General features: G+C 66.4%; 21 protein-coding genes and 1 pseudogene. 12 read left to right on the forward strand and 10 right to left on the reverse strand.

Annotation, left to right across the window (positions count from 1 at the left end; all coding sequences use genetic code 11):
• The first annotated feature begins 3 nt into the window (after window positions 1-3).
• Genes AB0J47_RS12405 through AB0J47_RS12415 form a run of 3 tightly spaced genes read left to right on the forward strand, consistent with a single transcriptional unit; the run spans window position 4 to window position 2,524 of the window.
• Window positions 4-1,152 carry an ATP-binding cassette domain-containing protein gene (locus AB0J47_RS12405; RefSeq protein ID WP_364344294.1) on the forward strand — a complete coding sequence of 383 codons (1,149 nt, stop codon included), beginning with the start codon at window positions 4-6 and terminating at the stop codon, window positions 1,150-1,152.
• The gene (locus AB0J47_RS12410; RefSeq protein WP_364344297.1) at window positions 1,149-1,811 is read left to right on the forward strand and encodes an ABC transporter permease; all 663 of its coding nucleotides are present in this window, start codon (window positions 1,149-1,151) and stop codon (window positions 1,809-1,811) included. Before AB0J47_RS12405 ends, AB0J47_RS12410 begins: the two co-directional genes overlap by 4 nt.
• Window positions 1,808-2,524 carry an ABC transporter permease gene (locus tag AB0J47_RS12415; protein ID WP_364344300.1) on the forward strand — a complete coding sequence of 239 codons (717 nt, stop codon included), beginning with the start codon at window positions 1,808-1,810 and terminating at the stop codon, window positions 2,522-2,524. Before AB0J47_RS12410 ends, AB0J47_RS12415 begins: the two co-directional genes overlap by 4 nt.
• A 3-nt stretch (window positions 2,525-2,527) precedes the next feature.
• Here AB0J47_RS12415 and AB0J47_RS12420 read toward each other — a convergent pair whose 3' ends face one another.
• Window positions 2,528-2,965 (reverse strand): MarR family transcriptional regulator, encoded by a 438-nt coding sequence (locus tag AB0J47_RS12420; protein WP_364344303.1) that lies wholly within the window; start codon window positions 2,963-2,965, stop codon window positions 2,528-2,530.
• Between the two features lie 91 nt (window positions 2,966-3,056).
• Here AB0J47_RS12420 and AB0J47_RS12425 point away from each other — a divergent pair, with 91 nt between their 5' ends.
• Window positions 3,057-3,692: a maleylpyruvate isomerase family mycothiol-dependent enzyme gene (locus AB0J47_RS12425; RefSeq protein WP_364344306.1), complete on the forward strand. Its 636-nt coding sequence runs from the start codon at window positions 3,057-3,059 to the stop codon at window positions 3,690-3,692.
• 148 nt (window positions 3,693-3,840) lie between these two features.
• Entirely contained in the window at window positions 3,841-4,257 is a 417-nt protein-coding gene (locus AB0J47_RS12430) for a CBS domain-containing protein (protein WP_364344609.1), read from the forward strand.
• A gap of 63 nt (window positions 4,258-4,320) precedes the next feature.
• On the opposite strand, the gene AB0J47_RS12435 is transcribed toward AB0J47_RS12430, so the two are convergent.
• The 4 genes from AB0J47_RS12435 to AB0J47_RS12450 form a co-directional block, all read right to left on the reverse strand.
• Entirely contained in the window at window positions 4,321-5,508 is a 1,188-nt protein-coding gene (locus AB0J47_RS12435; protein ID WP_364344309.1) for an NADP-dependent malic enzyme, read from the reverse strand.
• 482 nt (window positions 5,509-5,990) lie between these two features.
• The gene (locus tag AB0J47_RS12440) at window positions 5,991-7,556 is read right to left on the reverse strand and encodes an FAD-binding protein (RefSeq protein WP_364344312.1); all 1,566 of its coding nucleotides are present in this window, start codon (window positions 7,554-7,556) and stop codon (window positions 5,991-5,993) included.
• A 50-nt stretch (window positions 7,557-7,606) separates the two neighbouring features.
• A complete protein-coding gene (locus AB0J47_RS12445) occupies window positions 7,607-7,873 on the reverse strand; it encodes a hypothetical protein (protein ID WP_364344315.1) in 267 nt (88 codons plus the stop codon).
• On the reverse strand, window positions 7,870-8,724 hold the full coding sequence (locus AB0J47_RS12450) for a PHP domain-containing protein (RefSeq protein ID WP_364344318.1): 855 nt from the start codon (window positions 8,722-8,724) through the stop codon (window positions 7,870-7,872). The genes AB0J47_RS12445 and AB0J47_RS12450 overlap by 4 nt, the downstream gene beginning before the upstream one ends.
• Window positions 8,725-8,786: 62 nt before the next feature.
• Between AB0J47_RS12450 and AB0J47_RS12455 the strand changes: the two genes are divergently transcribed.
• Window positions 8,787-9,863, forward strand: coding sequence for a magnesium and cobalt transport protein CorA (locus AB0J47_RS12455; RefSeq protein WP_364344321.1), 1,077 nt, complete (start codon window positions 8,787-8,789; stop codon window positions 9,861-9,863).
• A gap of 3 nt (window positions 9,864-9,866) precedes the next feature.
• Here AB0J47_RS12455 and AB0J47_RS12460 read toward each other — a convergent pair whose 3' ends face one another.
• From AB0J47_RS12460 to AB0J47_RS12470, 3 genes are read right to left on the reverse strand one after another with little or no spacing between them, the layout of a single operon-like run.
• Window positions 9,867-10,448 carry a suppressor of fused domain protein gene (locus tag AB0J47_RS12460; RefSeq protein WP_364344324.1) on the reverse strand — a complete coding sequence of 194 codons (582 nt, stop codon included), beginning with the start codon at window positions 10,446-10,448 and terminating at the stop codon, window positions 9,867-9,869.
• 4 nt (window positions 10,449-10,452) lie between these two features.
• On the reverse strand, window positions 10,453-10,944 hold the full coding sequence (locus tag AB0J47_RS12465; protein WP_062993263.1) for a general stress protein: 492 nt from the start codon (window positions 10,942-10,944) through the stop codon (window positions 10,453-10,455).
• Window positions 10,945-10,956: 12 nt separating this feature from the next.
• On the reverse strand, window positions 10,957-11,928 hold the full coding sequence (locus AB0J47_RS12470) for a CoA ester lyase (protein WP_364344328.1): 972 nt from the start codon (window positions 11,926-11,928) through the stop codon (window positions 10,957-10,959).
• Between the two features lie 64 nt (window positions 11,929-11,992).
• On the opposite strand from AB0J47_RS12470, the gene AB0J47_RS12475 reads away from it, so the two are divergent.
• The 5 genes from AB0J47_RS12475 to AB0J47_RS12495 all read left to right on the forward strand — a co-directional run bounded on the left by AB0J47_RS12475 (window position 11,993) and on the right by AB0J47_RS12495 (window position 17,631).
• Window positions 11,993-13,300 (forward strand): CBS domain-containing protein, encoded by a 1,308-nt coding sequence (locus AB0J47_RS12475; RefSeq protein WP_364344331.1) that lies wholly within the window; start codon window positions 11,993-11,995, stop codon window positions 13,298-13,300.
• Window positions 13,290-13,883, forward strand: coding sequence for a DUF1003 domain-containing protein (locus AB0J47_RS12480; RefSeq protein WP_364344334.1), 594 nt, complete (start codon window positions 13,290-13,292; stop codon window positions 13,881-13,883). Before AB0J47_RS12475 ends, AB0J47_RS12480 begins: the two co-directional genes overlap by 11 nt.
• 118 nt (window positions 13,884-14,001) lie before the next feature.
• Window positions 14,002-15,471: a lytic murein transglycosylase gene (locus AB0J47_RS12485; RefSeq protein ID WP_364344337.1), complete on the forward strand. Its 1,470-nt coding sequence runs from the start codon at window positions 14,002-14,004 to the stop codon at window positions 15,469-15,471.
• Between the two features lie 140 nt (window positions 15,472-15,611).
• Window positions 15,612-16,475, forward strand: a complete 864-nt coding sequence (locus AB0J47_RS12490) for a lytic murein transglycosylase (RefSeq protein ID WP_364344340.1) — start codon at window positions 15,612-15,614, stop codon at window positions 16,473-16,475.
• A 19-nt stretch (window positions 16,476-16,494) separates the two neighbouring features.
• On the forward strand, window positions 16,495-17,631 hold the full coding sequence (locus AB0J47_RS12495; RefSeq protein WP_364344343.1) for an Mrp/NBP35 family ATP-binding protein: 1,137 nt from the start codon (window positions 16,495-16,497) through the stop codon (window positions 17,629-17,631).
• A gap of 124 nt (window positions 17,632-17,755) precedes the next feature.
• On the opposite strand, the gene AB0J47_RS12500 is transcribed toward AB0J47_RS12495, so the two are convergent.
• Window positions 17,756-18,070, reverse strand: a complete 315-nt coding sequence (locus tag AB0J47_RS12500) for an MFS transporter (RefSeq protein ID WP_364344346.1) — start codon at window positions 18,068-18,070, stop codon at window positions 17,756-17,758.
• A 485-nt stretch (window positions 18,071-18,555) separates the two neighbouring features.
• Here AB0J47_RS12500 and AB0J47_RS12505 point away from each other — a divergent pair.
• A pseudogene (locus tag AB0J47_RS12505) lies at window positions 18,556-18,786 on the forward strand (DivIVA domain-containing protein); the annotation flags it as partial.
• Window positions 18,787-19,470: 684 nt separating this feature from the next.
• Here the strand turns inward: AB0J47_RS12505 and AB0J47_RS12510 are convergent.
• A partial coding sequence (locus AB0J47_RS12510; protein WP_364344349.1) for a hypothetical protein occupies window positions 19,471-19,932 on the reverse strand: 462 nt, incomplete at its 5' end.

The raw sequence follows: 19,932 nt of genomic DNA on the forward strand, positions 1-19,932 counted from the left end.
AGCGTGTCCGATATCGAATTCAGTCGTATCAGCAAGACCTATCCCGACGGCACGCATGCCGTCTCCGAACTCGAGCTGCGCATCGAATCCGGCTCGTTCACCGTCTTCGTCGGACCATCGGGCTGCGGTAAGACCACCTCGATGCGCATGATCAACCGGATGATCACGCCCAGTTCGGGCACCATCACCGTTGGCGGCGCGGATATTTCGACGGTGAATCCAGTGCAGCTGCGGCTCGGTATCGGCTACGTGATCCAGAGCGCCGGACTCCTCCCGCACCGCACGGTCGTCGACAACGTCGCGACAGTGCCTGTGCTGCAGGGGGTTCGGCGTCGCGCGGCCCGTATGGCCGCACTCGAGGTGCTGGACCGGGTCGGGTTGGACCGATCGCTGGCCAACCGGTATCCGGCCCAGCTCTCCGGCGGACAACAGCAGCGGGTAGGGGTGGCCAGGGCGCTGGCCGCCGATCCGCCCGTGCTGTTGATGGACGAACCGTTCAGTGCGGTCGATCCTGTGGTGCGCGAGGAGTTGCAGGCCGAAATGCTGCGGCTGCAAGCCGAATTGCACAAAACGATTGTCTTCGTCACCCATGACATCGACGAGGCGGTGAAACTCGGCGACCGGATCGCGGTATTCGGACCGGGTGGCGTCCTGCAGCAGTACGACGAACCGCAGCGCGTACTCGCCGCGCCCGCAACCGATTTCGTGGCCGGCTTCGTCGGACGTGATCGCGGCTATCGCGCACTGTCGTTCCGCAGCGCGGATAGCCTGACACTGCACGAGATTCACACCGCGACCGAACCCGAACTCGCCGAATTGCGCCTGGACCAGGGCGAATGGGTATTGGTGGTCACCGATTCCGGTGTTCCGCGCGGGTGGATCGATGTCACCGGTGTGGAAAGCATTCGGGCCGGGCGGGCGTTGCACGACAGCATCGCCGCGGGTGGTTCACTCTTCCCGCCGGACGGCGATCTCCGGCAGGCGCTGGACGCGGCGATCTCCTCGCCGTCGGGAATCGGTGTCGCCGTTGACGATTTCGGTGCGGCCCGTGGCGGTATCCGGGCTCCGGAAGTACTCGAGCAGCTCGCCGGACAGCGCACACTGGAGGACGACGAGCGCAATCGGCATTTCTTCGAAACCGAAAACGCATGAAGTATCTGATCGACAACTTCTCCGAGATCATGGGTTTCACCAGGACCCACCTTTATCTCGCATTGGTGCCGCTACTGCTCGGGCTGATCATCGCGATTCCGGTGGGCGCGTTGGTGCGCCGGATTTCCTGGCTGCGGCGCGTCACGGTGACGGTGGCCAGCCTGTCGTACACGATTCCGTCGCTCGCCCTGTTCGTGATCATTCCGCCGCTGGCCGGAATTTCGACCATCGATCCGTTGAATGTGATAATCGCGCTCACCGTGTATTCGACGGCGCTGCTGGTGATCGCGGTGCCGACGGCGCTGGATTCGGTGTCGCCCACGGTCATCGACGCCGCCGACGCGGTGGGCTTCAGTTCGCTGCGGCGCACCGTGACCGTCGATATGCCGTTGGCCATACCGGTTTTCGTTTCCAGCCTGCGCGTGGTGGTGGTCACCAATATCGCCATGGTTTCGGTCGGCGCGCTGATCGGGGTCGGCGGGCTCGGCAAACTCTTCACCCAGGGCTATCAGCGCGACTATCCGGACGAGATCATCGCGGGCATCATCGTCACGCTGGCGCTGGCCCTGATCTTCGACCGCCTGGTGTACGCCATCGGACGCTGGGCGACCCCGTGGACGCGTGCGGACACCAGGACCGCGAAAGGCGCTGCGACATGAACCTTTTCATCGATGCCTGGCACTACCTCACCGCCAGCGCGAACTGGACCGGCCCGGCAGGTATCCAACACCGCATCGCCGAGCACCTTTGGTACAGCTTCCTGACCGTCGTCGTCTCCGCGGCGGTCGCGGTCCCGCTCGGGCTCGTGATCGGGCACACCCGCCGCGGTTCCGCGGTGCTGGTCGGATTCGCCAACGCCATGCGCGCCCTGCCCACCCTCGGCCTGCTGACCTTCCTGGTGCTCGGCCTCGGACTCGGCCTGATTCCGCCCCTGCTCGCACTCGTCACGGTCGGTATTCCGCCACTGCTGGCCGGTGCTTACGCCGGAATCGCCAATGTCGCGACAGATGTCGTGGACGCCTCACGCGCCATGGGCATGACCGAGCGCCAGATCCTTTTCCGCGTCGAGGTCCCCAACGCGCTGCCGATCCTGCTCACCGGTCTGCGCGGGGCTACCCTCCAGGTCATCGCCACCGCCACCATCGCCGCCTTCGTCAACCTGGGCGGTCTCGGCCGCTACATCTTCGACGGCATCGCCGTCTACCGCTACGACCGCGTCCTCGTGGGAGCACTGCTGGTCGCGGTCCTCGCCATGGTTATGGACGGCCTGCTGGCCTTCGCGGTCTGGGCCAGCGCCCCCGGCACCGGTCGCCTGCGCCGCGCCTCTCAGCTGCCCGTCACCCCCGCCGGAATCCTGCAGACCACGGACTAGGGCTCAGGCATAGGGATCGGTGATCTCGCGCAGCCGGGCCAATATGTCGCGCAACTGCCGCATGCGCTGCGCACCGAGGTGCGTCGCCCACTCGGCCTCGATCCGGTCGGCGACGGAGTTCGCGTACGCCGCCATCTTCACCCCGCGTTCGGACAGCACGACCAACCGCGCCCGACCGTCGCTCGGGTCCGGCACCCGCCGCACATAGCCGGCGCGTTCGAGCTGATCGACAAGGAATCCGGCGGTTTGCTTGGTGACCTGGGCCTGCTCGGCCAACTCGGTCAGGCGGCTGCCATCGGCGCCGATACGCGCCGCGAGCCGCCCCTGGGCGACGGTGACATCGTCGTATCCGGACTCGGCGAGGTCGGCGAAGATCCGGTCCTCCATCGATCGGTGGGCGATGAACATCAGCAGGCCCACATTCATATCGCCGTCGGCCATCCCGCTCCTTGACTTTGGTCAAATAAGCTTACTACATTGATAAGCCTATCTGACCAATCCTACGTGCGGTCCGAACCCCGGGGAGCGCACTATGGACCGCGAAACCTGTTGGCAGACCATCGAACAGCAGCGGCGCGCGATTGCCGACCTGCTGGCCGACCTCTCGGCCGACGAATGGGAAACGCAGTCATTGTGCGCGGGCTGGCGAGTCCGGGAGGTCGCCGCACACATCGCGCTGACACCACAACCACCCTCGATCGGCGTCATGCTGGGCACCGGGATCCGCGCGCGCGGGAACTACAACCGGTTCATCGATGACCTGACCAGGCGCTACGCGCAACATCCAGCCGCAGAAATCGTTTCGGCGATCCGCGACAACGCCGGCTCCCGCGAGCTGCCCAAGCTCACCAACTATCGCAACATCCTGTTCGACACCATGGTGCACGGCCAGGACATCGCGATACCGCTGGCACGCACGATCGGCATCGAACCAGCGGCCGCGGCGGCCGCGACCGGTCATGCGGTAACCATCGGATGGCCGGTATGGGATAAACACCGCCTCGACGGAGTCCGCTTGGTCGCCTCCGACGTCGACTGGACCCACGGCAGCGGACCCGAGATCCACGGCCCGATCACCGCGCTATTACTCCTGGCCACCGGCCGCACAGCGGCAATGGACCTGCTCACCGGCGACGGCGTCGCGTCGATGACCGCTCGCCTGCGCTGACCGACCAGGCATTGACCAATGATGTGACATGGGTCACGATGTGACGTGGCCGCAGAAGTTTGCTTCGCGGATGCTCGCTCGATCGCGGAGCCGAATTCTGCGGGATCACTCATCCGAGACCAGGAGGCGTACCGTGAAAAGTCGCTCTATGAAGGCGCGCGACATCATGCACGAAAACGCGGAGTGGATCCCCGCCGACGAAACGCTGGATCGGGCCGCGCAGATGATGCGCAGGCTGGATATCGGCGCATTGCCGATCGGCAGCGACGACCGGCTTGTCGGCATGCTGACCGATCGCGACATCGTCGTGAAATGCATTGCGATGGGCCATGATCCGAGCAAGATCCGGGCCGGGGATCTGGCCGAGGGCACCCCGCGCTGGATATCGGCCGATGCCGATGTCCGTCAGGTGCTGGACATGATGGAGCACGACCGGATCAAACGACTGCCGGTGATCGACGACAAGAAGCGACTCGTCGGCATGATCTGCGAATCCGATATCGCCAAGAACCTCAGCGATGCCGAAATCGCAGAATTCGTTTCGGCGGTCTTCGTTCCCCACTGATCAACGCGCACAACGCAATACGGGGCTGCTCACCGAGTGAGCAGCCCCGTATTTTCGGTCGAATTACGCGACGCCCTCCGCGCGAGCGGCGGCGGCCACAGCCTCGGCGACGGCCGGCGCGACCCGCGGGTCGAGCGGGCTCGGCACGATCTTGTCCGGGGCGAGCTCATCGGCGACCACGCTGAGGATGGCATCGGCGGCGGCGATCTTCATGCCCTCGGTGATGCGGCGCGCACCCGCGTCCAGCGCGCCCTTGAAGACGCCGGGGAACGCGAGGACATTGTTGATCTGGTTCGGGAAGTCGCTGCGCCCGGTGGCCACGATCGCGGCGTACTTGTGCGCGACATCGGGGTGGATCTCCGGATTCGGGTTCGACATGGCGAACACGATCGACTCCGGCGCCATCGAGGCGATCAGCTCTTCGGCGATGGTGCCCGCGGAGAGTCCGAGGAACACATCGGCACCGGCCAGCGCCTCGGCCGCACCACCGGCGAGCCCGCGCGGGTTGGTGCGCTGTGCCAGTTCGGCCTTTACCGCGTTGAGATCGCCGCGCTCGATGTTGACGATGCCCTTGGAATCGAGCACGATCACGTCCTTGACGCCCGCCGCGAGCAGGATATTCGTGCACGCCACACCGGCCGCACCGGCGCCGGACACCACGACCTTCATGTCGTCGATGGCACGACCTTGCACTTTGGCCGCGCCGTTGAGGGCGGCGAGCACCACGATGGCGGTGCCGTGCTGGTCGTCGTGCATGACCGGGCAGTCCAGGGCCTCGATGAGCCGCTGCTCGATCTCGAAGCAGCGCGGCGCCGAGATGTCCTCCAGGTTCACCGCGCCGAAGCTCGGGCGCAGCCGGATGATGGTCTCCACGATCTCGTCGACGTCCTTGGTGTCCAGGACGATCGGGATCGAGTTCAGTCCGGCGAACTTCTTGAACAGCGCCGCCTTGCCCTCCATCACGGGCAGCGAACCGCGCGGGCCGATGTCGCCGAGGCCGAGCACCGCGGTGCCGTCACTGACCACCACGACGAGCCGGTCGGTCCAGGTGTAGCGCTTGCACAGCGCCTCATCCTCCGCGATGGCCAGGCTGACCTTCGCAACGCCAGGGGTGTAGGCGATGGAAAGGTCGCGCTGGGTCTCCAGCGGTGCGGTGAGTTCGACCGAGAGCTTGCCGCCTAGGTGGCCCGCGAAAATTTCTTCTTGGGTGATTTCTGAAAGGCTTGCGGTGGCATTCGCTGCGTCAGTCACAGGTGACACGATTTCACTCCTGATCGGGTCGGACAAGCCGGGGAACGGGTTACCGCCGGGTAATGGGTATTAGGTATTTCACACGCTCATCGAGTGCGCTGACCGGGACGTTTCGCGTCGGAACGAAAGCACCGGAAATCCGATGATCCGATATCGAAACGTGGCGCGGCACTGATCCGCAGAGCGAGAGCCGGACGGGTGTGTCCGTGTAGAACATGCAGATCATTTCAAGCGACCCGCAAGCAATCGCTAGCGATGGGGATCCTCGGGTCGCGACGGTGCGTCGCGAGGCGGTGATCGCCGTTGTTCCCGAACCCGGCGGTGGCGTAGGCGGGAATCCGCAACATTCTGCCAGCCGGACGGACGCATTGCCAAACCGGCGTGTCGTGTCCCGGCCTGGCGTCATCTTTCGAGGGTAGGTCGCTGGAATTACCAGGGAGTAAGCAGAAACTCGCAGTTCGGCTGCCGTATCCGGTGAGCTGTCACATCGGCAGCGGATCGGCAGCGGTGAGCTCCGGGGCGGGCATCATATCGGCAACTGTCTGGCGTGTGTCCGAGCGTACCCATACCGTTTCGAGTCCGCCGGAGGTCAGCCGCACCCGCCAAGCGGCCGCTGCGCCGGGATGATCGGTGCGCCGGTGCATACCGCGGCTCTCCGTGCGCGCGAGCGCACTGTATTTGGTCCAGCGCGCCACCGCCAGTAGCGCCGCCGCCTGTCTGGCCCGCAACCGTTGCACGCCGAAGCCGCCGAGGTCGAATTCGGCGCCCGGCCACATGGCATCGAGTTCACCGATGCTGTCGCGCAAACTCCCGGCGCTGCGCCAGTAGCTGCGCCGCAATGGCAACGTGTGCTCCTGGACCAGCCCGACCACTGCGCGCGGATCGATGCGAGCCACCGGATTCAGTCCCGCACCGGCCACCTCGCGCACCGGACCGGTCACGCCGCGCCCACGTGCGAATCGCGCGGCGCCCTTTCCCGCCCATACGCCCGAGGCGATGGCCCATGCTCCGCCCTGACCGCCGAAGCCGCCGACCGCGCCGGTTATCGGCTCGCGCGTCATCACATCACCCGCGCCGTAGAGTCCGGCCACCGTGGTCGCGCAGTCCGTCCCGGCGATGCACAACCCACCGGTCCCGCGGACCGTGCCCTCGAGCACCGCGCGCAACGGCACCCGGCGGGTATGGTCGACCAATCCCTGTCTGGACAGCCAGCGCCGGACCGGGTACGGCACATCGTCCAAGGCCGCGTAGATCCGATGGCCATCGGCGATCGCGTTGAATGCCGCGGAGCGATGCCCGGTGATCTCCGTGCCGGATTCGTCGTAGAGCGTTGCGAAATGCAGAGCAAGCCCGGGAGCGAAGGCGCTGTCGCGGGAGACAGCCGGTGCGAGACCGTAGGCGCTGGAGAATTCCATGCCCGACAGTCGCGCGCCCGCCTCGGCGGCCAGCAGCAGTCCGTCGCCGGTATCCACATCGGTGCCCGCACCGCCGGAGAGGAAGGCGCAGCCGCCGGTGGCGACGACGACGGCCCCGGCCCGGATGGTCCATGGCCGAAAGCCGTTGTGCCGCTGCACACCGACCGCACCGGCGACCACACCGTCACGATCGACGAGCAGTTGCAGCCCGGGATGATGATCGAGAATGCGCACCCCGGCTTCGAGCAGGCCGCGGCGCAATCGGAGCAGATAGCCCGCGCCGTCCAGGCATACGCGCAATGACGTGCCACCGTTGGCCTCACCCGGAAACCGATAACCCCAGGCCACCAACTGTTCGACCCGCCGGTGCGTCTCGTCGAGCACCCGCAGCATCCACTCCGGTTCGGCGAGCCCGCCGCCGTGCGCATATGCGCGGCGCACCGCCTCATCCCGCGCGGCGCCCGGTGGGATATTCCACAGCGAAGTCGTCCCGGCGGCGGTCGGCCCGCTCGCACCACAGCGGCTCTTGTCGACGAGCGCAACCCGTGCGCCCGCGGCGGCGGCCGAGATGGCGGCCCAGGTCCCGGCGGGACCACCGCCGAGCACGAGCACATCCGTCTCGAAATCCGTCACAAAAGAAATGTTCGGCCACAATTCACGCGGCCGCAACCATTACAGATTTATCAGCTCCACCACTGCGTCCACAGCAATATCGCGGCGACAATAAAAACGACCACCGATCCGGAAAAAGCTGCCAACCCGCGATGTCGATCCGAAAAAAGCTGTGCGCCGAGGCCGATCGCCGAGGTGACCACATGCCAGGTCACCGATTCGCCGCCGGGTCCGGGAAAGCCACGCCGAGCAGCGATTACCGCAGTACCCACAACGACCAGGGCCAGCACGAACATCCCACCGGCGACGATTCCGCTGAGTCCGCGCAGCACTCTCACGAGGCGATCACCGGCACGCCCGTCGCTTTGCCCGCGAGTTCCTCGAATTGCGCGGGATCGGTGGTGAATTCACCTAGCCGGATGGTTTTGTTGGATCCGTGATAGTCCGACGAACCGGTTGCGATGAGACCGAGTTCGGCAGCTAACTCCGTGAGCAGCGCGCGATCGGCCGCGGAATGATCCGGGTGATCGACTTCGAGCCCGCCGAGTCCGAGGGTGGCCAGTTCGCGAATATCGTCGATCGCCAGCAGCCGCCCGCGCTTACGCGCCCGGGTATGTGCCAGCACACTGACCCCGCCTGCGGTCGCGATCATTTCGACGGCCCGGCGCAGCGGCGTATCCGCCTTCTCCGCGTAGTAGCGGCCGTGCGGTGCCAGCAATTCGGTGAAGGCCGAGTCCACAGTCGGCACCACACCGGCCGCGACGAGCGCGCGTGCCAGATGCGGGCGCCCCGCCGATGGTCCGGCCGAAGCCAACACCGCGTCCGGATCGATCGGTAGTCCGTCAGCGCGCATGTGCTCGGCCATGGCGCGCAACCGCTCGACCCGTTCGGCGCGCAAACGTTCCCGCTCGTCGGCGAAACACCGGTCGGTCGGGTCGAAGAGGTATGCGAGCAGATGCACCGGGACCGGCCATCCGTCCTCACCGAGCCCGATACACGACATCTCTATGCCCCGCACCAGCGTCAATCCCTTCGGCAGCGCGTCGACCGCCGCGGCCCAGCCGGCGGTGGTGTCGTGGTCGGTGATCGCGAGGACATCCAGACCGGCCGCCGCCGCGTTGCGGACGAGTTCGGCCGGGGTATCGGTGCCGTCGGACGCGGTCGAATGGGTATGCAGGTCGATGCGCACGCCTTCTTTCATACCGTGCGCTCGCAGGGCGCACGCACGCGCACGCGACGTAGCATCGGGCGGTGCCATCGATTCCGCCGCTACCGTCTTTCCGCAGCCAAGGCCGAGCGCGGACGCAACTGCCCCGTATCCCGGTCCCCACCGCGCGTGCGGTGGTCGACTGCGCCGTGTACGTCGACGGCAGGCGCCTGCCCGGCCACTTCAGCCATGCCGATGCGATGGCCGAGGTCAGCAATCGCGGAACCGGATTCGTATGGGTCGGACTGCACGACCCGGACGAGTACCAGATGGCCGATATCGCCAAGGTCTTCGACCTGCACCCGTTGGCCGTCGAGGACGTCATCCACGCTCATCAGCGGCCGAAGCTGGAACGCTACGACGACACCTTGTTTCTCGTCCTGCGCACCGTCAGCTACGTCCCGCACGAAATCCACTCGGTCAGTGAGATCGTCGAAACCGGCGACATCATGGTCTTCACCGGACCCAATTTCACGGTGACCGTCCGACACGGCGAGCACACCGGACTCGCCAGTGTCCGAAAAGAATTGGAGGATCACCCCGACCAGCTCATACTCGGTCCCGGCGCGGTGCTACACGCTGTCGCCGACCACGTTGTGGATTCCTATGTGGCGGTAGCGCAGTCGGTAGAGAACGATATCGACGAGATGGAAGAAGAGGTCTTCACGCCGCGCAGCACGGTGACCATCGAATCGATCTACCAGCTCAAGCGAGAGGTCGTGGAGCTGCGTCGCGCGGTGAATCCGCTCGGCACCGCGCTCGAGGCACTCGGCCGCAACACTGCAATGCCGTTGCCCAAAGAGGTTCGGCGCTATCTGCGCGATGTCGGCGATCACCACACCGCGGTGGCCGAGCGGATCAACGATTTCGACGAGGCCCTCAGCGCACTGATCACCGCGGCGCTCGCCAAGGTCGGTGTCCAGCAGAACACTGATATGCGCAAGATCTCTGCGTGGGTCGCGATCGCGGCGGTGCCAACAATGATCGCCGGGATCTACGGGATGAATTTCGAGCATATGCCGGAGCTGAAACAGATCTGGGGCTATCCGGCCGTATTGCTGCTCATCGCGACCATCTGCACCGGCCTGTATGTCAACTTCCACCGCAACAACTGGCTCTGAGATCTACAGCGACGCAGCGCCTCTCGCCGGATCGTGCACATCGATTCCGGCCTCCGCCCACGCATCACGCAATGCCTGCGCACCACGCACCCGCACCCAGGCCGCCTCGGTCGCGGTCACCGGAACCACCGCGAAATACCGCACCGGTTCGGCAGGTTCGGGCAGCGCGACCTCGGGAATATCGCTCTGTCCCAACAACACCGCGGTGAACGGCGCGTCGCGCCACATCGGCTCGCCCAAATCGAGCAGCGCATCCGCCTGCAGCACAACACCTTCCACGGCGGGCGCCGCGACGAGTACACCGAGGGTGCGGGCGAGTCCGGAACTCGGGCCGACCCCGGCACGCAGCGTCAGCACCAGTTCGGCCCGCGGCCCGCGCACCGGATCGGCATGCAGGTCAACGGGATCGCCCATGGGATGACGTGATCCGCCGAGGGTCACGTAGTGCACCAGCTCCTCGCCCGGAATGCGCAGGATCTCGATGGGCTCGAGACCGAGGAAGGTCACCGACGCGGAGTCGACACCCGTCGAGGCTGCACCGAAGTGATCCAGCACCTCGGCGCGGACCTTGTCCACAACCTCCATGCGCTCAGATCGCCAACCGCGCCAGCATGTCCCGAGCCTGCTCGGCCGACTTCGGGTCGCACAGCACGTCATAGCGGCCCGCCACCAACTGCATGGTGGAGGCGAAATCGCGCTGCCCCCTGGTCGCCGCGTACGGGATGGAGGTGGAGATGACGCCGAAGATGATGCCGCCGACCAGGCCGACCAGCACCGGCGCGAACCCGCCGCTTGTGGTGAACAAGCTCAGTAGCAGGCCGAGGAACAGGCCGAGCCACGCGCCCGAAACGACCCCGCCGCCGATCACCTTGCCCCAGGTCAGTCGGTACAACACGCGCTCGACCTGCATCAGGTCCACGCCGACGATAGTCACGTCTTGCACGGGAAACTGGTTGTCGGCCAGGAAATCGACGGCCTTCTGAGCCTCGGCATAGGTCGGATACGAGCCGACCGGCCAGCCCGATGGCGGCGTCGGCAAGCCCTGGCGCGCGCGATTCGAGTTCCCCAAGGGATTCGTCATATCTCTATTCTGCTATTCCGAGCCGGAGTTCGGGGATGTGAAACGCGTGGTCCCCGTCTCTGCGGACCTCAGCATCCCCGCAGCTCTGCCCTTATCAGCGATTACCTGAGCCATCTTGGCGCTCGCCTCATCGATCATTTCGTCGCCGAGCATTACCGCGCCGCGCGCACCGCCCTTTTCGGAGGTGTGGAAGGCGTAGGCATCCAGAATCAACTCGGCGCGATCGTAATCGGCCTGGCGCGGACTGAAAATCTCGTTCGCGGCCTCGATCTGTCCGGGATGCAGCACCCATTTGCCGTCGAAACCGAGTGCGGCGGTGCGCCCCGCCGCCCTGCGGAATCCATCGATATCCCGAATTTGCAGGTAGGGGCCATCGATTGCCTGCAGGCCGTGCGCACGGGCGGCGAGCAGGATGGTCATCAGAATGTGGTGGTAGGCATCGCCGGTGTCATAGCCCTGCGGCTGTTCACCGACCACCAGCGTGCGCATATTGATACTGGCCATGAAGTCGGCCGGACCGAAGACCAGGGTCTGCACCCGCGGGCTCGCGGTGGCGATCTCATCTATATTGCGCAATCCCATGGCGTTCTCGATCTGCGGTTCGATACCGATCCGTCCGACCTCGAGCCCGCTGACCTTCTCCAATTGGGTGAGCAGCAAGTCCAGCGCCTGCACCTGACCGGCGTCGGTCACCTTCGGCAGCAGAATCGCGTCCAGTGCCGCACCCGCGCCCTCGACCACGGTGATCACATCGGCGTAGGTCCACTGGGTGGTCCAATCGTTGACCCGCACCACCCGCAGTTGCTCACCCCAGCCGGTGTCGTTCAGCGCGGCCACGATATTCGCGCGGGCCTCGGCCTTCGCGGCGGGTGCGACCGCATCCTCCAAATCGAGGAAGACCTCGTCGACCGGCAAGCCCTTGGCCTTATCGATCATCTTCTTGCTGCTACCGGGGCAGGCGAGCACCGAGCGGCGCGGCTTCATGATCACTCCCGTCGATCGTGGCATGGTGCGAGTACCGGTCCGCGAACCCTCTAACCTGACAGCCATGGCAGCAACCAGGGTGTACGTCGCCAGGCTGGCCGGACTGGTGGTACTCGGCCCGGACGGCGAGTCTATCGGCCGCATCCGGGACGTCGTCGTGGCCATCCGCTACGACCGCCAGCAACCAAGGGTGCACGGTCTGGTCGTCGAATTGCCGTCCCGGCGCCGGATTTTCGTGCCCATGCTGCGGGTGACCACGATCGAACCCGGTGTTGTCGCGCTCAATACCGGCACGGTGAGCCTGCGGCGCTTCACCCAGCGTCCCGGTGAGATGCTCGCCCTGGCGCAGATCGTGGATTCTTCGGTGCGCGTCGCTGATCCGGATCTGCCGGATCTGGCGGATGTAGATGTGCTCGTTGTCGATCTGGGTATCGAACAAAGCCGGACCAGGGACTGGCGGGTGACCAGGGTCGCGGTCCGCGGACATCGCAGGCTCGGCCGCCGACGGACCGTGCACGTGGTGGACTGGATGCAGGTCAGCGGGCTGACGCCGTACGAGATCGGCAGGCCGGGTCAGGACGTCACCCAACTGCTCGAGCAGTTCGAGGGCCTGCGCCCCGCCGATGTCGCGCATATGCTGCGCGAACTCCCGGAGAAGCGGCGCATTGAGGTGGCGATCGCGCTCGACGACGAGCGACTCGCGGATGTCGTGCAGGAACTTCCCGACGACGACCAGGTCGATCTGCTCGGCCACCTCGAGGTGCGCCGGGCCGCCGACGTGCTCGAGGCGATGGATCCCGACGACGCCGCAGACCTGCTCGGCGAACTGCCGACCGGCGAGCGGGAATCGCTGCTGGCACTGATGGATCCGGAGGAGTCCGAACCGGTCCGCAGGCTGCTCGAGCACTCCCCCGATACCGCCGGTGGTCTGATGACGCCGAAACCGGTGGTCTTGACCCCGGCCACCACCGTCGCCGAAGCGCTCGCCCGGGTGCGCAATCCGGATCTGACACCCGCGCTGGCCACCATGGTGTTCGTGGTGCGGCCGCCGACCGCGACGCCGACCGGCCGCTTCCTCGGCTCGGTGCATTTGCAGCGACTGCTGCGCGAACCCCCGGCACACCTGGTCGGCGGCATTCTCGATACCGATCTGTCGCCGCTGCGCCCCGATGCCCCGCTCGGTGCGGTGACCCGCTATTTCGCGACTTACAACCTGGTTTGCGGTGCGGTGGTGGACGAGGAGAACCACCTGCTCGGCGCGGTCAGTGTGGACGACGTACTCGACCATCTACTACCGGAGGATTGGCGTGAGCAGGAAGATACGGGCCACGACGCGGTCGTCGGCCACGAGGGGGTAGTCGATGCCGAGTGAGAAGAATCCGGCGCGCCAGCGGCTGGAAACGCCGCTGGAATACCGGTTCCGCTTCGACTACGACGCCGAGGCTCTGGCCCGTTCCAGCGAGCGGGTCGCCCGATTCCTCGGCACCGGACGCTATTTGGCGATCCAGACGATTGTGGTGATCGTCTGGATCCTGCTGAACGTCTTCGTAATCGCGCTGCGCTGGGATCCGTATCCGTTCATCCTGCTCAACCTCGCGTTTTCCACCCAGGCCGCATATGCCGCGCCGCTGATCCTGTTAGCCCAGAACAGACAAGACAACCGGGACCGAGTGTCGTTGGAGGAGGACCGAACTCGGGCCGCCCAGACCAAGGCCGATACCGAATTCCTCGCCCGCGAACTCGCGGCGCTGCGGATCGCGGTCGGCGAGGTTGCTACGCGTGACTATTTGCGCCGGGAGTTGGAGGAAATGCGAGAGGTGCTGGACCGGATCGAGGCCGCGCAGTCACCGGATTCCGAGTCGAGCTCCGATAGACCGCCGAAGGCCAATCGCAAGAAAAGCTCCGGCAGAAAGCCGGGCACAGTTCAGGTTTCACCGCCAGTTGCTGACGATTGACAGGAAATGCTCAACAAGCTTGTGACCCACGGGTAACCTGGACGACGTTGTCCCGAGCGGACGGGCGGGGGATGTCCCGGACAGGCGCTCTCACGACGTAGAGGATTGGTGTGGCCGAATGCGAATCTCTGCTCCGATAACCGTCTCGGCGCTGGTCGTGGCTGGTCTTGTGGCCACCGGCTCGGGTACCAATGCCACCCAATCCACCACTCCCGATACCGCCCCCGAGGCATTGCTCGCGGCGTCGACCGGCCCGGATGTCGCCGACGGAACATCCGGCAACACCAGCGAGGCCGCATTGTCCCGGACAGTTGGTCTCCTTCCGGTAACACCCGAGGCCCCCCGCAAACTTCGAGCAATGACTCCGCTTGCCGATGGCACGCCGCTGTTCGCGGGTTCGGTGCCGCTGCATGACATCGCCCTGCCCGCCACCGGTGGCGCGCTCGGCATCCCGGAAATCGTGCTCGCGGCATATCGCAACGCCGAGCTCGCGCTGGAATCCTCGATGCCCGGCTGCGGTCTGTCGTGGAGCCTGCTGGCCGGGATCGGGCGGATCGAATCGTTGCACGCGGGCGGCGGACGCACCGATGCGGCGGGCACCACCGTGACGCCGATTTTCGGACCCGCGCTGGACGGCTCGCTACCGGGCAACGAGGTGATCAAGGCGGCCGACGGCAGTGCGGTGCGCGCGATCGGGCCGATGCAGTTCCTGCCCGGCACCTGGAGCCGGTACGCCGCCGACGGCAACGGTGACGGCATCACCGATCCACACAATGTCTTCGACGCCTCGCTCGCCGCGGGCAAGTACCTGTGCTCGGGCGGGTTGAACCTGCGCGATCCGCAGCAGGAACTGCGCGCGGTGCTGCGCTACAACAACTCCCTCGCCTACGCCGCCAATGTGCTGAGCTGGTCGGCGGCTTACCGCACCGGCGGCACCCCGAGCCAGGTGAGCATCTCGCCCGACCTCATCCCGCCGGGTACCGCGCCGATCACGGCGGGCCCGGATATGTTGGCCGCATCCTCGGCGGCACCGACGACCACAACCACCAAGCCCGAACTGCCGCCGAACACGGTGATCATCCCGACACCGACCGAGGTGATGATCACCATCCCCGGTCTGCCGCCGATCCCGTGTGGCATCTTCTGCCCGCGACCGGTACCCAAGCCGCCATGCGATCCGCAGCAGGTGGCCCCGGCGCAGCTGCCCGCACCCGATGATCCGGCACAGTCGCCCATCGCACCCGCGCAGACCTACGGTGCTGCGGAAAACGGCGAGCCGAAGGATCCTCAGCAGCAGAACCAGCAGCACCCGGATCAGCAGCAGCCGCAGCAGCAACCCGCCAATTGCACTCCCGCTCAACCGGATGCCGTCCAACCGGCGCCCGCACCGAATGCGCAGAATCCGGCGCAATCGCCGGGCGAAACACCGCAGAACACCCCGGAGAAGACACCGGAGCCCGGCGTGGCCGATGCACCGGAGCCGCCGCCGACCGAAGCCGCCACCCCGCCGCCGGCCGCCCCGGGCATCACGCTGCCATTCGGCATCGTGATCCCGCTGCCCGGGCCCGTACCGGCCCCGCAGGGCTGAGACCAGGGCTGATACCGAAGCGACGACGCCACACCGAGGCCCGATAACGAAGCAGTAACAAAAAGGTCTCGAATGCGGTACCCTCTACTTCGTCCATCACGAAGGGCTCGTTATCGAGTCAATTGGAGGGTCACCGCACAGTGGGGCGTCACCGAAAGCAGTCGCCTGCGACGATCAAGCGCAGCTCCGTTATCGCATTGACCGGATTGGTTCCCGCTGGACTGGTGGCTGTCGCCGCGTCCGCGGGCACCGGCGATCCGAGCGAATCGTCTGTCCTGCAACACATTCCGGGGGACGATCAAGAAAACCAGGCGGCGAGATTATCGGTCGCCGCGGAACCGGCGGCGACCGAATTCGTCGCGAACGCAATGGCAAAGCAGGCACCGAGCGCGCCGCCGATCGTGAAAACCGTTGCGCTGCCCGATGGTAGGCAACCGGCCGCACTGCCAGCCGGGCCGCTCGGCATTCCCGGCGTCGCCGTCGCGGCTTATCAGAACGCCGAAAACATACTCGCCGCCGAGAATCCGGTCTGCGGAATTCCGTGGTACATGCTCGCCGGTATCGGCCGGGTCGAATCGACGCACGCCTTCGGCGGTAAGGCCGATGCGGACGGCAATCCGCTGACACCGGTCTACGGTCCCGTGCTCGACGGGAGCCTCGCGGGCAACCACGTCATTCGCGATACCGACGGCGGCGCGCTGGACGGACTCAGCGGATACGACCGCGCGATCGGCCCGATGCAGTTCCTGCCGGAGACCTGGAAGCGCTACGGCGCCGACGGTAACGGCGACGGCATCGCCGATCCGCAGAATCTGTTCGACGCGGCACTGACCGCGGGCCGGTACCTGTGCGACGGCGGGCTGAATATGCGCGATCTCACCCAGCAGACCCGGGCGATCCTGCGCTACAACAACTCCATGGCCTATGTCGCCAATGTGATGGCGTGGGCCGGATCGTATGCCTCCGGCATCGCACCTAAGCCCGGGGACCTGCCGCGAATCTGAGACAACGTAAAATCGTGCCATGCCAGTGGTAACGGAAGCGGATGTGCGGGGAGCCCTCGCGAAGGTCGACGACCCGGAGATCCGCAAACCGATAACCGAACTGGGCATGGTGAAGAGCATCGCGATCGGTGCCGATAGCAATGTCCATATCGAGGTCTACCTGACGACGGCGGGCTGCCCGCTGCGCACCGAGATCACCCAGCGGGTCACCAAGGCGGTGGCCGATGTCGCGGGCGTCGGCGCGGTCACAGTGGACCTCGATGTGATGAGCGATGAGCAGCGCACCAGCCTGCGCAAGCAGTTGCGCGGGGACTCCGCCGACCCGGTTATCCCGTTCGCCCAGCCCGGTTCGCTCACCCGCGTGTACGCGGTGGCCTCTGGTAAGGGCGGCGTCGGAAAGTCCAGTGTCACGGTCAATCTCGCGGCCGCGATGGCCGCGCGCGGACTGTCCGTCGGAGTGCTCGACGCGGATATCTACGGCCACTCGATTCCACGGATGCTCGGTACCGACGCGCGCCCGACACAGGTCGAGCGGATGATCATGCCGCCGCAGTCGCACAATGTGAAGCTGATTTCCATCGCGCAGTTCACCCAGGGCAATACGCCGGTGGTGTGGCGCGGTCCGATGCTGCACCGGGCGCTGCAGCAGTTCCTCGCCGATGTGTTCTGGGGCGATCTCGATGTGCTGCTGCTGGATCTGCCGCCCGGCACCGGCGATGTCGCGATCTCCATCGCACAGCTGATTCCGAATGCGGAGATCCTGGTCGTCACCACCCCGCAGCCCGCGGCCGCCGAGGTCGCCGAGCGCGCCGGTGCGATCGCGCTGCAGACCCGGCAGCGGATCGCGGGCGTCATCGAGAATATGTCCTGGCTCGATCTGCCCGACGGCACCCGAATGGACCTCTACGGTTCCGGCGGCGGCCAATCCGTCGCCGAGCGCCTCACCCGTGCCGTCGGAGCGAATGTGCCACTGCTGGGCCAGATTCCGATCGAGCAGCGGCTGCGCGAGGCAGGCGACGAGGGCACCCCGATCGTATTGTGCGACCCGGAGAATCCGGCTGCCAAGGCGCTGCTCGACGTCGCCGACAAACTCGCGGTGCGACGTCGCGGACTCGCGGGCATGTCACTCGGAATCGACACGACCCGCCACCAATAACCACACGCCACACCCGCCGCTAGGGCGCTACCGATACTGACGACAAACCCGCTCTGCGGACTCGCGAGCATGCCACCCGGAATCGACACGACCCGCCACCAATAACCACACGCCACACCCGCCGCTAGGGCGCTACCGATACCGCCGACAAACCCGCAGTGCGACGCCGCGGACTCGCGGGTATGCCGCTCGGTATTGATAGGACGCGCCACCCGCAGCCGCGGGCCACCCGGTCCGGCACTCGGCCCGGGGATTCCGGAACCACGGTCAGCAGTAGCGGCGTCAGCACGAGAACGAACGCCGCCACGAACCAGAACAGCGCCCGCCAGCCGAAGCTGTCGACGAGTACGCCGCCCAGCAATGGACCCACGACGCCGGTGCACCCGACGCCGGTGCCGATCAGGGCGAGACCGATCGGAACATACTTGCAGCCTGCCATCGCGGGCGGCACATGTCGCCCCATGCCACATCTGCCATCGCACGCCGGGCAAGCCACGACGGGCCGCACGGTCACCACGGACCGCACTGGCGAACCCAGGCCCACACCGGTATCGCGAACAACGGCCTGCCATCGCGCGCCGCGCCGCCACGACGGGCCGCACAGTCACCATGGAGGGCACTCGTCACCGGCAGGCCCACACAGGCATCGCGGGCCACCCTGGCGGCTGGGTGAAGCTCACCTTCGCACGGTGTGGCCGCCCTGCGACGCTTTTCATAATCGCGGGTCCTTGTCGGCTGCAACAGCGCATTGCCGACTCCCGCAAAGGCGCAGTCCCGACCCCCGCAACAGCGCAGTCCCGACTCGGATGGACGGGGCGATCGCACAGGTCGGGCGGGCGACGACATGATCGCTCGCAATTCGAGGTCCATTTTTCGCGGGCGGGCGGATGTCAGGTGTCGGCGTGGGCCAATAAGCTCGGGGACATGCTCACGCTGCTGTTGTACGTGCTGATCGTCGGCTTGATCGCCGCGGTGCTGTTCCTACTCGCCAGTGCGGTCTTCGGGCGAGCTGAGGAACTCGGACCACTGCCCGAGGGAACAACGGCGACCGTGCTGCCCGCCGAGGGCATCAGCGGCGCGGATGTGCGCGCCCTGCGCTTCCAACAGGTGGTGCGTGGCTATAAGGCCGGTGAAGTCGATTGGGCACTTACCCGGCTCGCCGCCAGAATCGACGAGCTGCAGCTCCAACTGGCCGCAGCGCGCGGCACCCATGCCCCGGGCGTCCAGCTTCCGAAGCAGCCCCAGTCGAGCATGCCCCACCAGCAGCCCCAGGCCCCGACCGCGCAACCAAACGGCACGACCACCCAGCCCCAGGCCCCGACTGGCCAACCCCAGATCCCAACTGGCCAGCCCCAAGCACCGACCGCGCAACCTAACGGCACGACCACCCAGCCCCAGGCCCCGACTGGCCAGTCCCAGATACCGACTGTCCAGCCTCAGGTTCCGACTGTCCCGCCGAACGGCTCGGTTACCCCGCAAGCACCGACCGTCCAGCCACCTTCGGCCCCGCGGCAGCCACCGACCGTCCCCCCGAAGGGCACACCGACACAAGCAGCGACCGCACAGCCACCGTTCACCCCGCCGAACGGCACAGCGACCCAGGCACCGATCGCACAACCATCGTCCACACAGCCACAGCCGCCCACCGCTTGGCAGGCCACTCCCCTCCCGCCGAACGGCACGATTGATCCGCCAGTCCCGACCGGCCAACTCCAAGCGCCGACAGACCCGCCGAACGGCACAACCCAGACTCCGATCGCACAACCATCGGTCGCCCCGCCACAGCCACTGACAGACACGCCCCAGGCCGGCACAACCCAAGGACCGATCGCACAGCCGTCACTCGCCCCGCTCCAGGTGCCGACTGTCCAGACCACGATTACCCCGCAGGACGGCGCGATCGCCCAGCCGCCGACCATGCAGCACGTCCCGGGCGCGCAGCACGGCCCAACCACACAACAGGCCCCGAGCGCACAGCACGGCCCAACCACACAACAGGCCCCGAGCGCACAGCATGGCCCGGCCACGCAACAAGTCGCGACCGCACAGCAGCACCCGACCGCACAACACGGCCCGACCGTGCAGCAAGTCCCGGCCGCACAACAGGGCCCAACCGCACAACACAGCCCAACCGCACAACACAGCCCTACCGTGCAGCAACACCCGACCGCACAACGCGGGCCGAGCGCGCAGCAAGTCCCAGCCACGCAGCAAGTCCCAGCCACGCAGCAAGTCCCAGCCACGCAGCAAGTCCCAGCCACGCAGCAAGTCCCAGCCACGCAGCAGGTCCCAGCCACGCAG

This window comes from Nocardia sp. NPDC049737, assembly GCF_040674755.1.
GTDB lineage: Bacteria > Actinomycetota > Actinomycetes > Mycobacteriales > Mycobacteriaceae > Nocardia.

What these genes read in the sequence shown, in the direction of transcription:
- AB0J47_RS12470 (WP_364344328.1), bottom strand. Translation starts at nt 11,928, where the DNA reads ATGAAGCCGCGCCGCTCGGTGCTCGCCTGCCCCGGTAGCAGCAAGAAG.
- AB0J47_RS12415 (WP_364344300.1), top strand. Translation starts at nt 1,808, where the DNA reads ATGAACCTTTTCATCGATGCCTGGCACTACCTCACCGCCAGCGCGAAC.
- AB0J47_RS12465 (WP_062993263.1), bottom strand. Translation starts at nt 10,944, where the DNA reads ATGACGAATCCCTTGGGGAACTCGAATCGCGCGCGCCAGGGCTTGCCG.
- AB0J47_RS12500 (WP_364344346.1), bottom strand. Translation starts at nt 18,070, where the DNA reads ATGGCAGGCTGCAAGTATGTTCCGATCGGTCTCGCCCTGATCGGCACC.
- AB0J47_RS12485 (WP_364344337.1), top strand. Translation starts at nt 14,002, where the DNA reads ATGCGAATCTCTGCTCCGATAACCGTCTCGGCGCTGGTCGTGGCTGGT.
- AB0J47_RS12425 (WP_364344306.1), top strand. Translation starts at nt 3,057, where the DNA reads ATGGACCGCGAAACCTGTTGGCAGACCATCGAACAGCAGCGGCGCGCG.
- AB0J47_RS12495 (WP_364344343.1), top strand. Translation starts at nt 16,495, where the DNA reads ATGCCAGTGGTAACGGAAGCGGATGTGCGGGGAGCCCTCGCGAAGGTC.
- AB0J47_RS12460 (WP_364344324.1), bottom strand. Translation starts at nt 10,448, where the DNA reads ATGGAGGTTGTGGACAAGGTCCGCGCCGAGGTGCTGGATCACTTCGGT.
- AB0J47_RS12430 (WP_364344609.1), top strand. Translation starts at nt 3,841, where the DNA reads ATGAAGGCGCGCGACATCATGCACGAAAACGCGGAGTGGATCCCCGCC.
- AB0J47_RS12475 (WP_364344331.1), top strand. Translation starts at nt 11,993, where the DNA reads ATGGCAGCAACCAGGGTGTACGTCGCCAGGCTGGCCGGACTGGTGGTA.
- AB0J47_RS12410 (WP_364344297.1), top strand. Translation starts at nt 1,149, where the DNA reads ATGAAGTATCTGATCGACAACTTCTCCGAGATCATGGGTTTCACCAGG.
- AB0J47_RS12420 (WP_364344303.1), bottom strand. Translation starts at nt 2,965, where the DNA reads ATGGCCGACGGCGATATGAATGTGGGCCTGCTGATGTTCATCGCCCAC.
- AB0J47_RS12480 (WP_364344334.1), top strand. Translation starts at nt 13,290, where the DNA reads ATGCCGAGTGAGAAGAATCCGGCGCGCCAGCGGCTGGAAACGCCGCTG.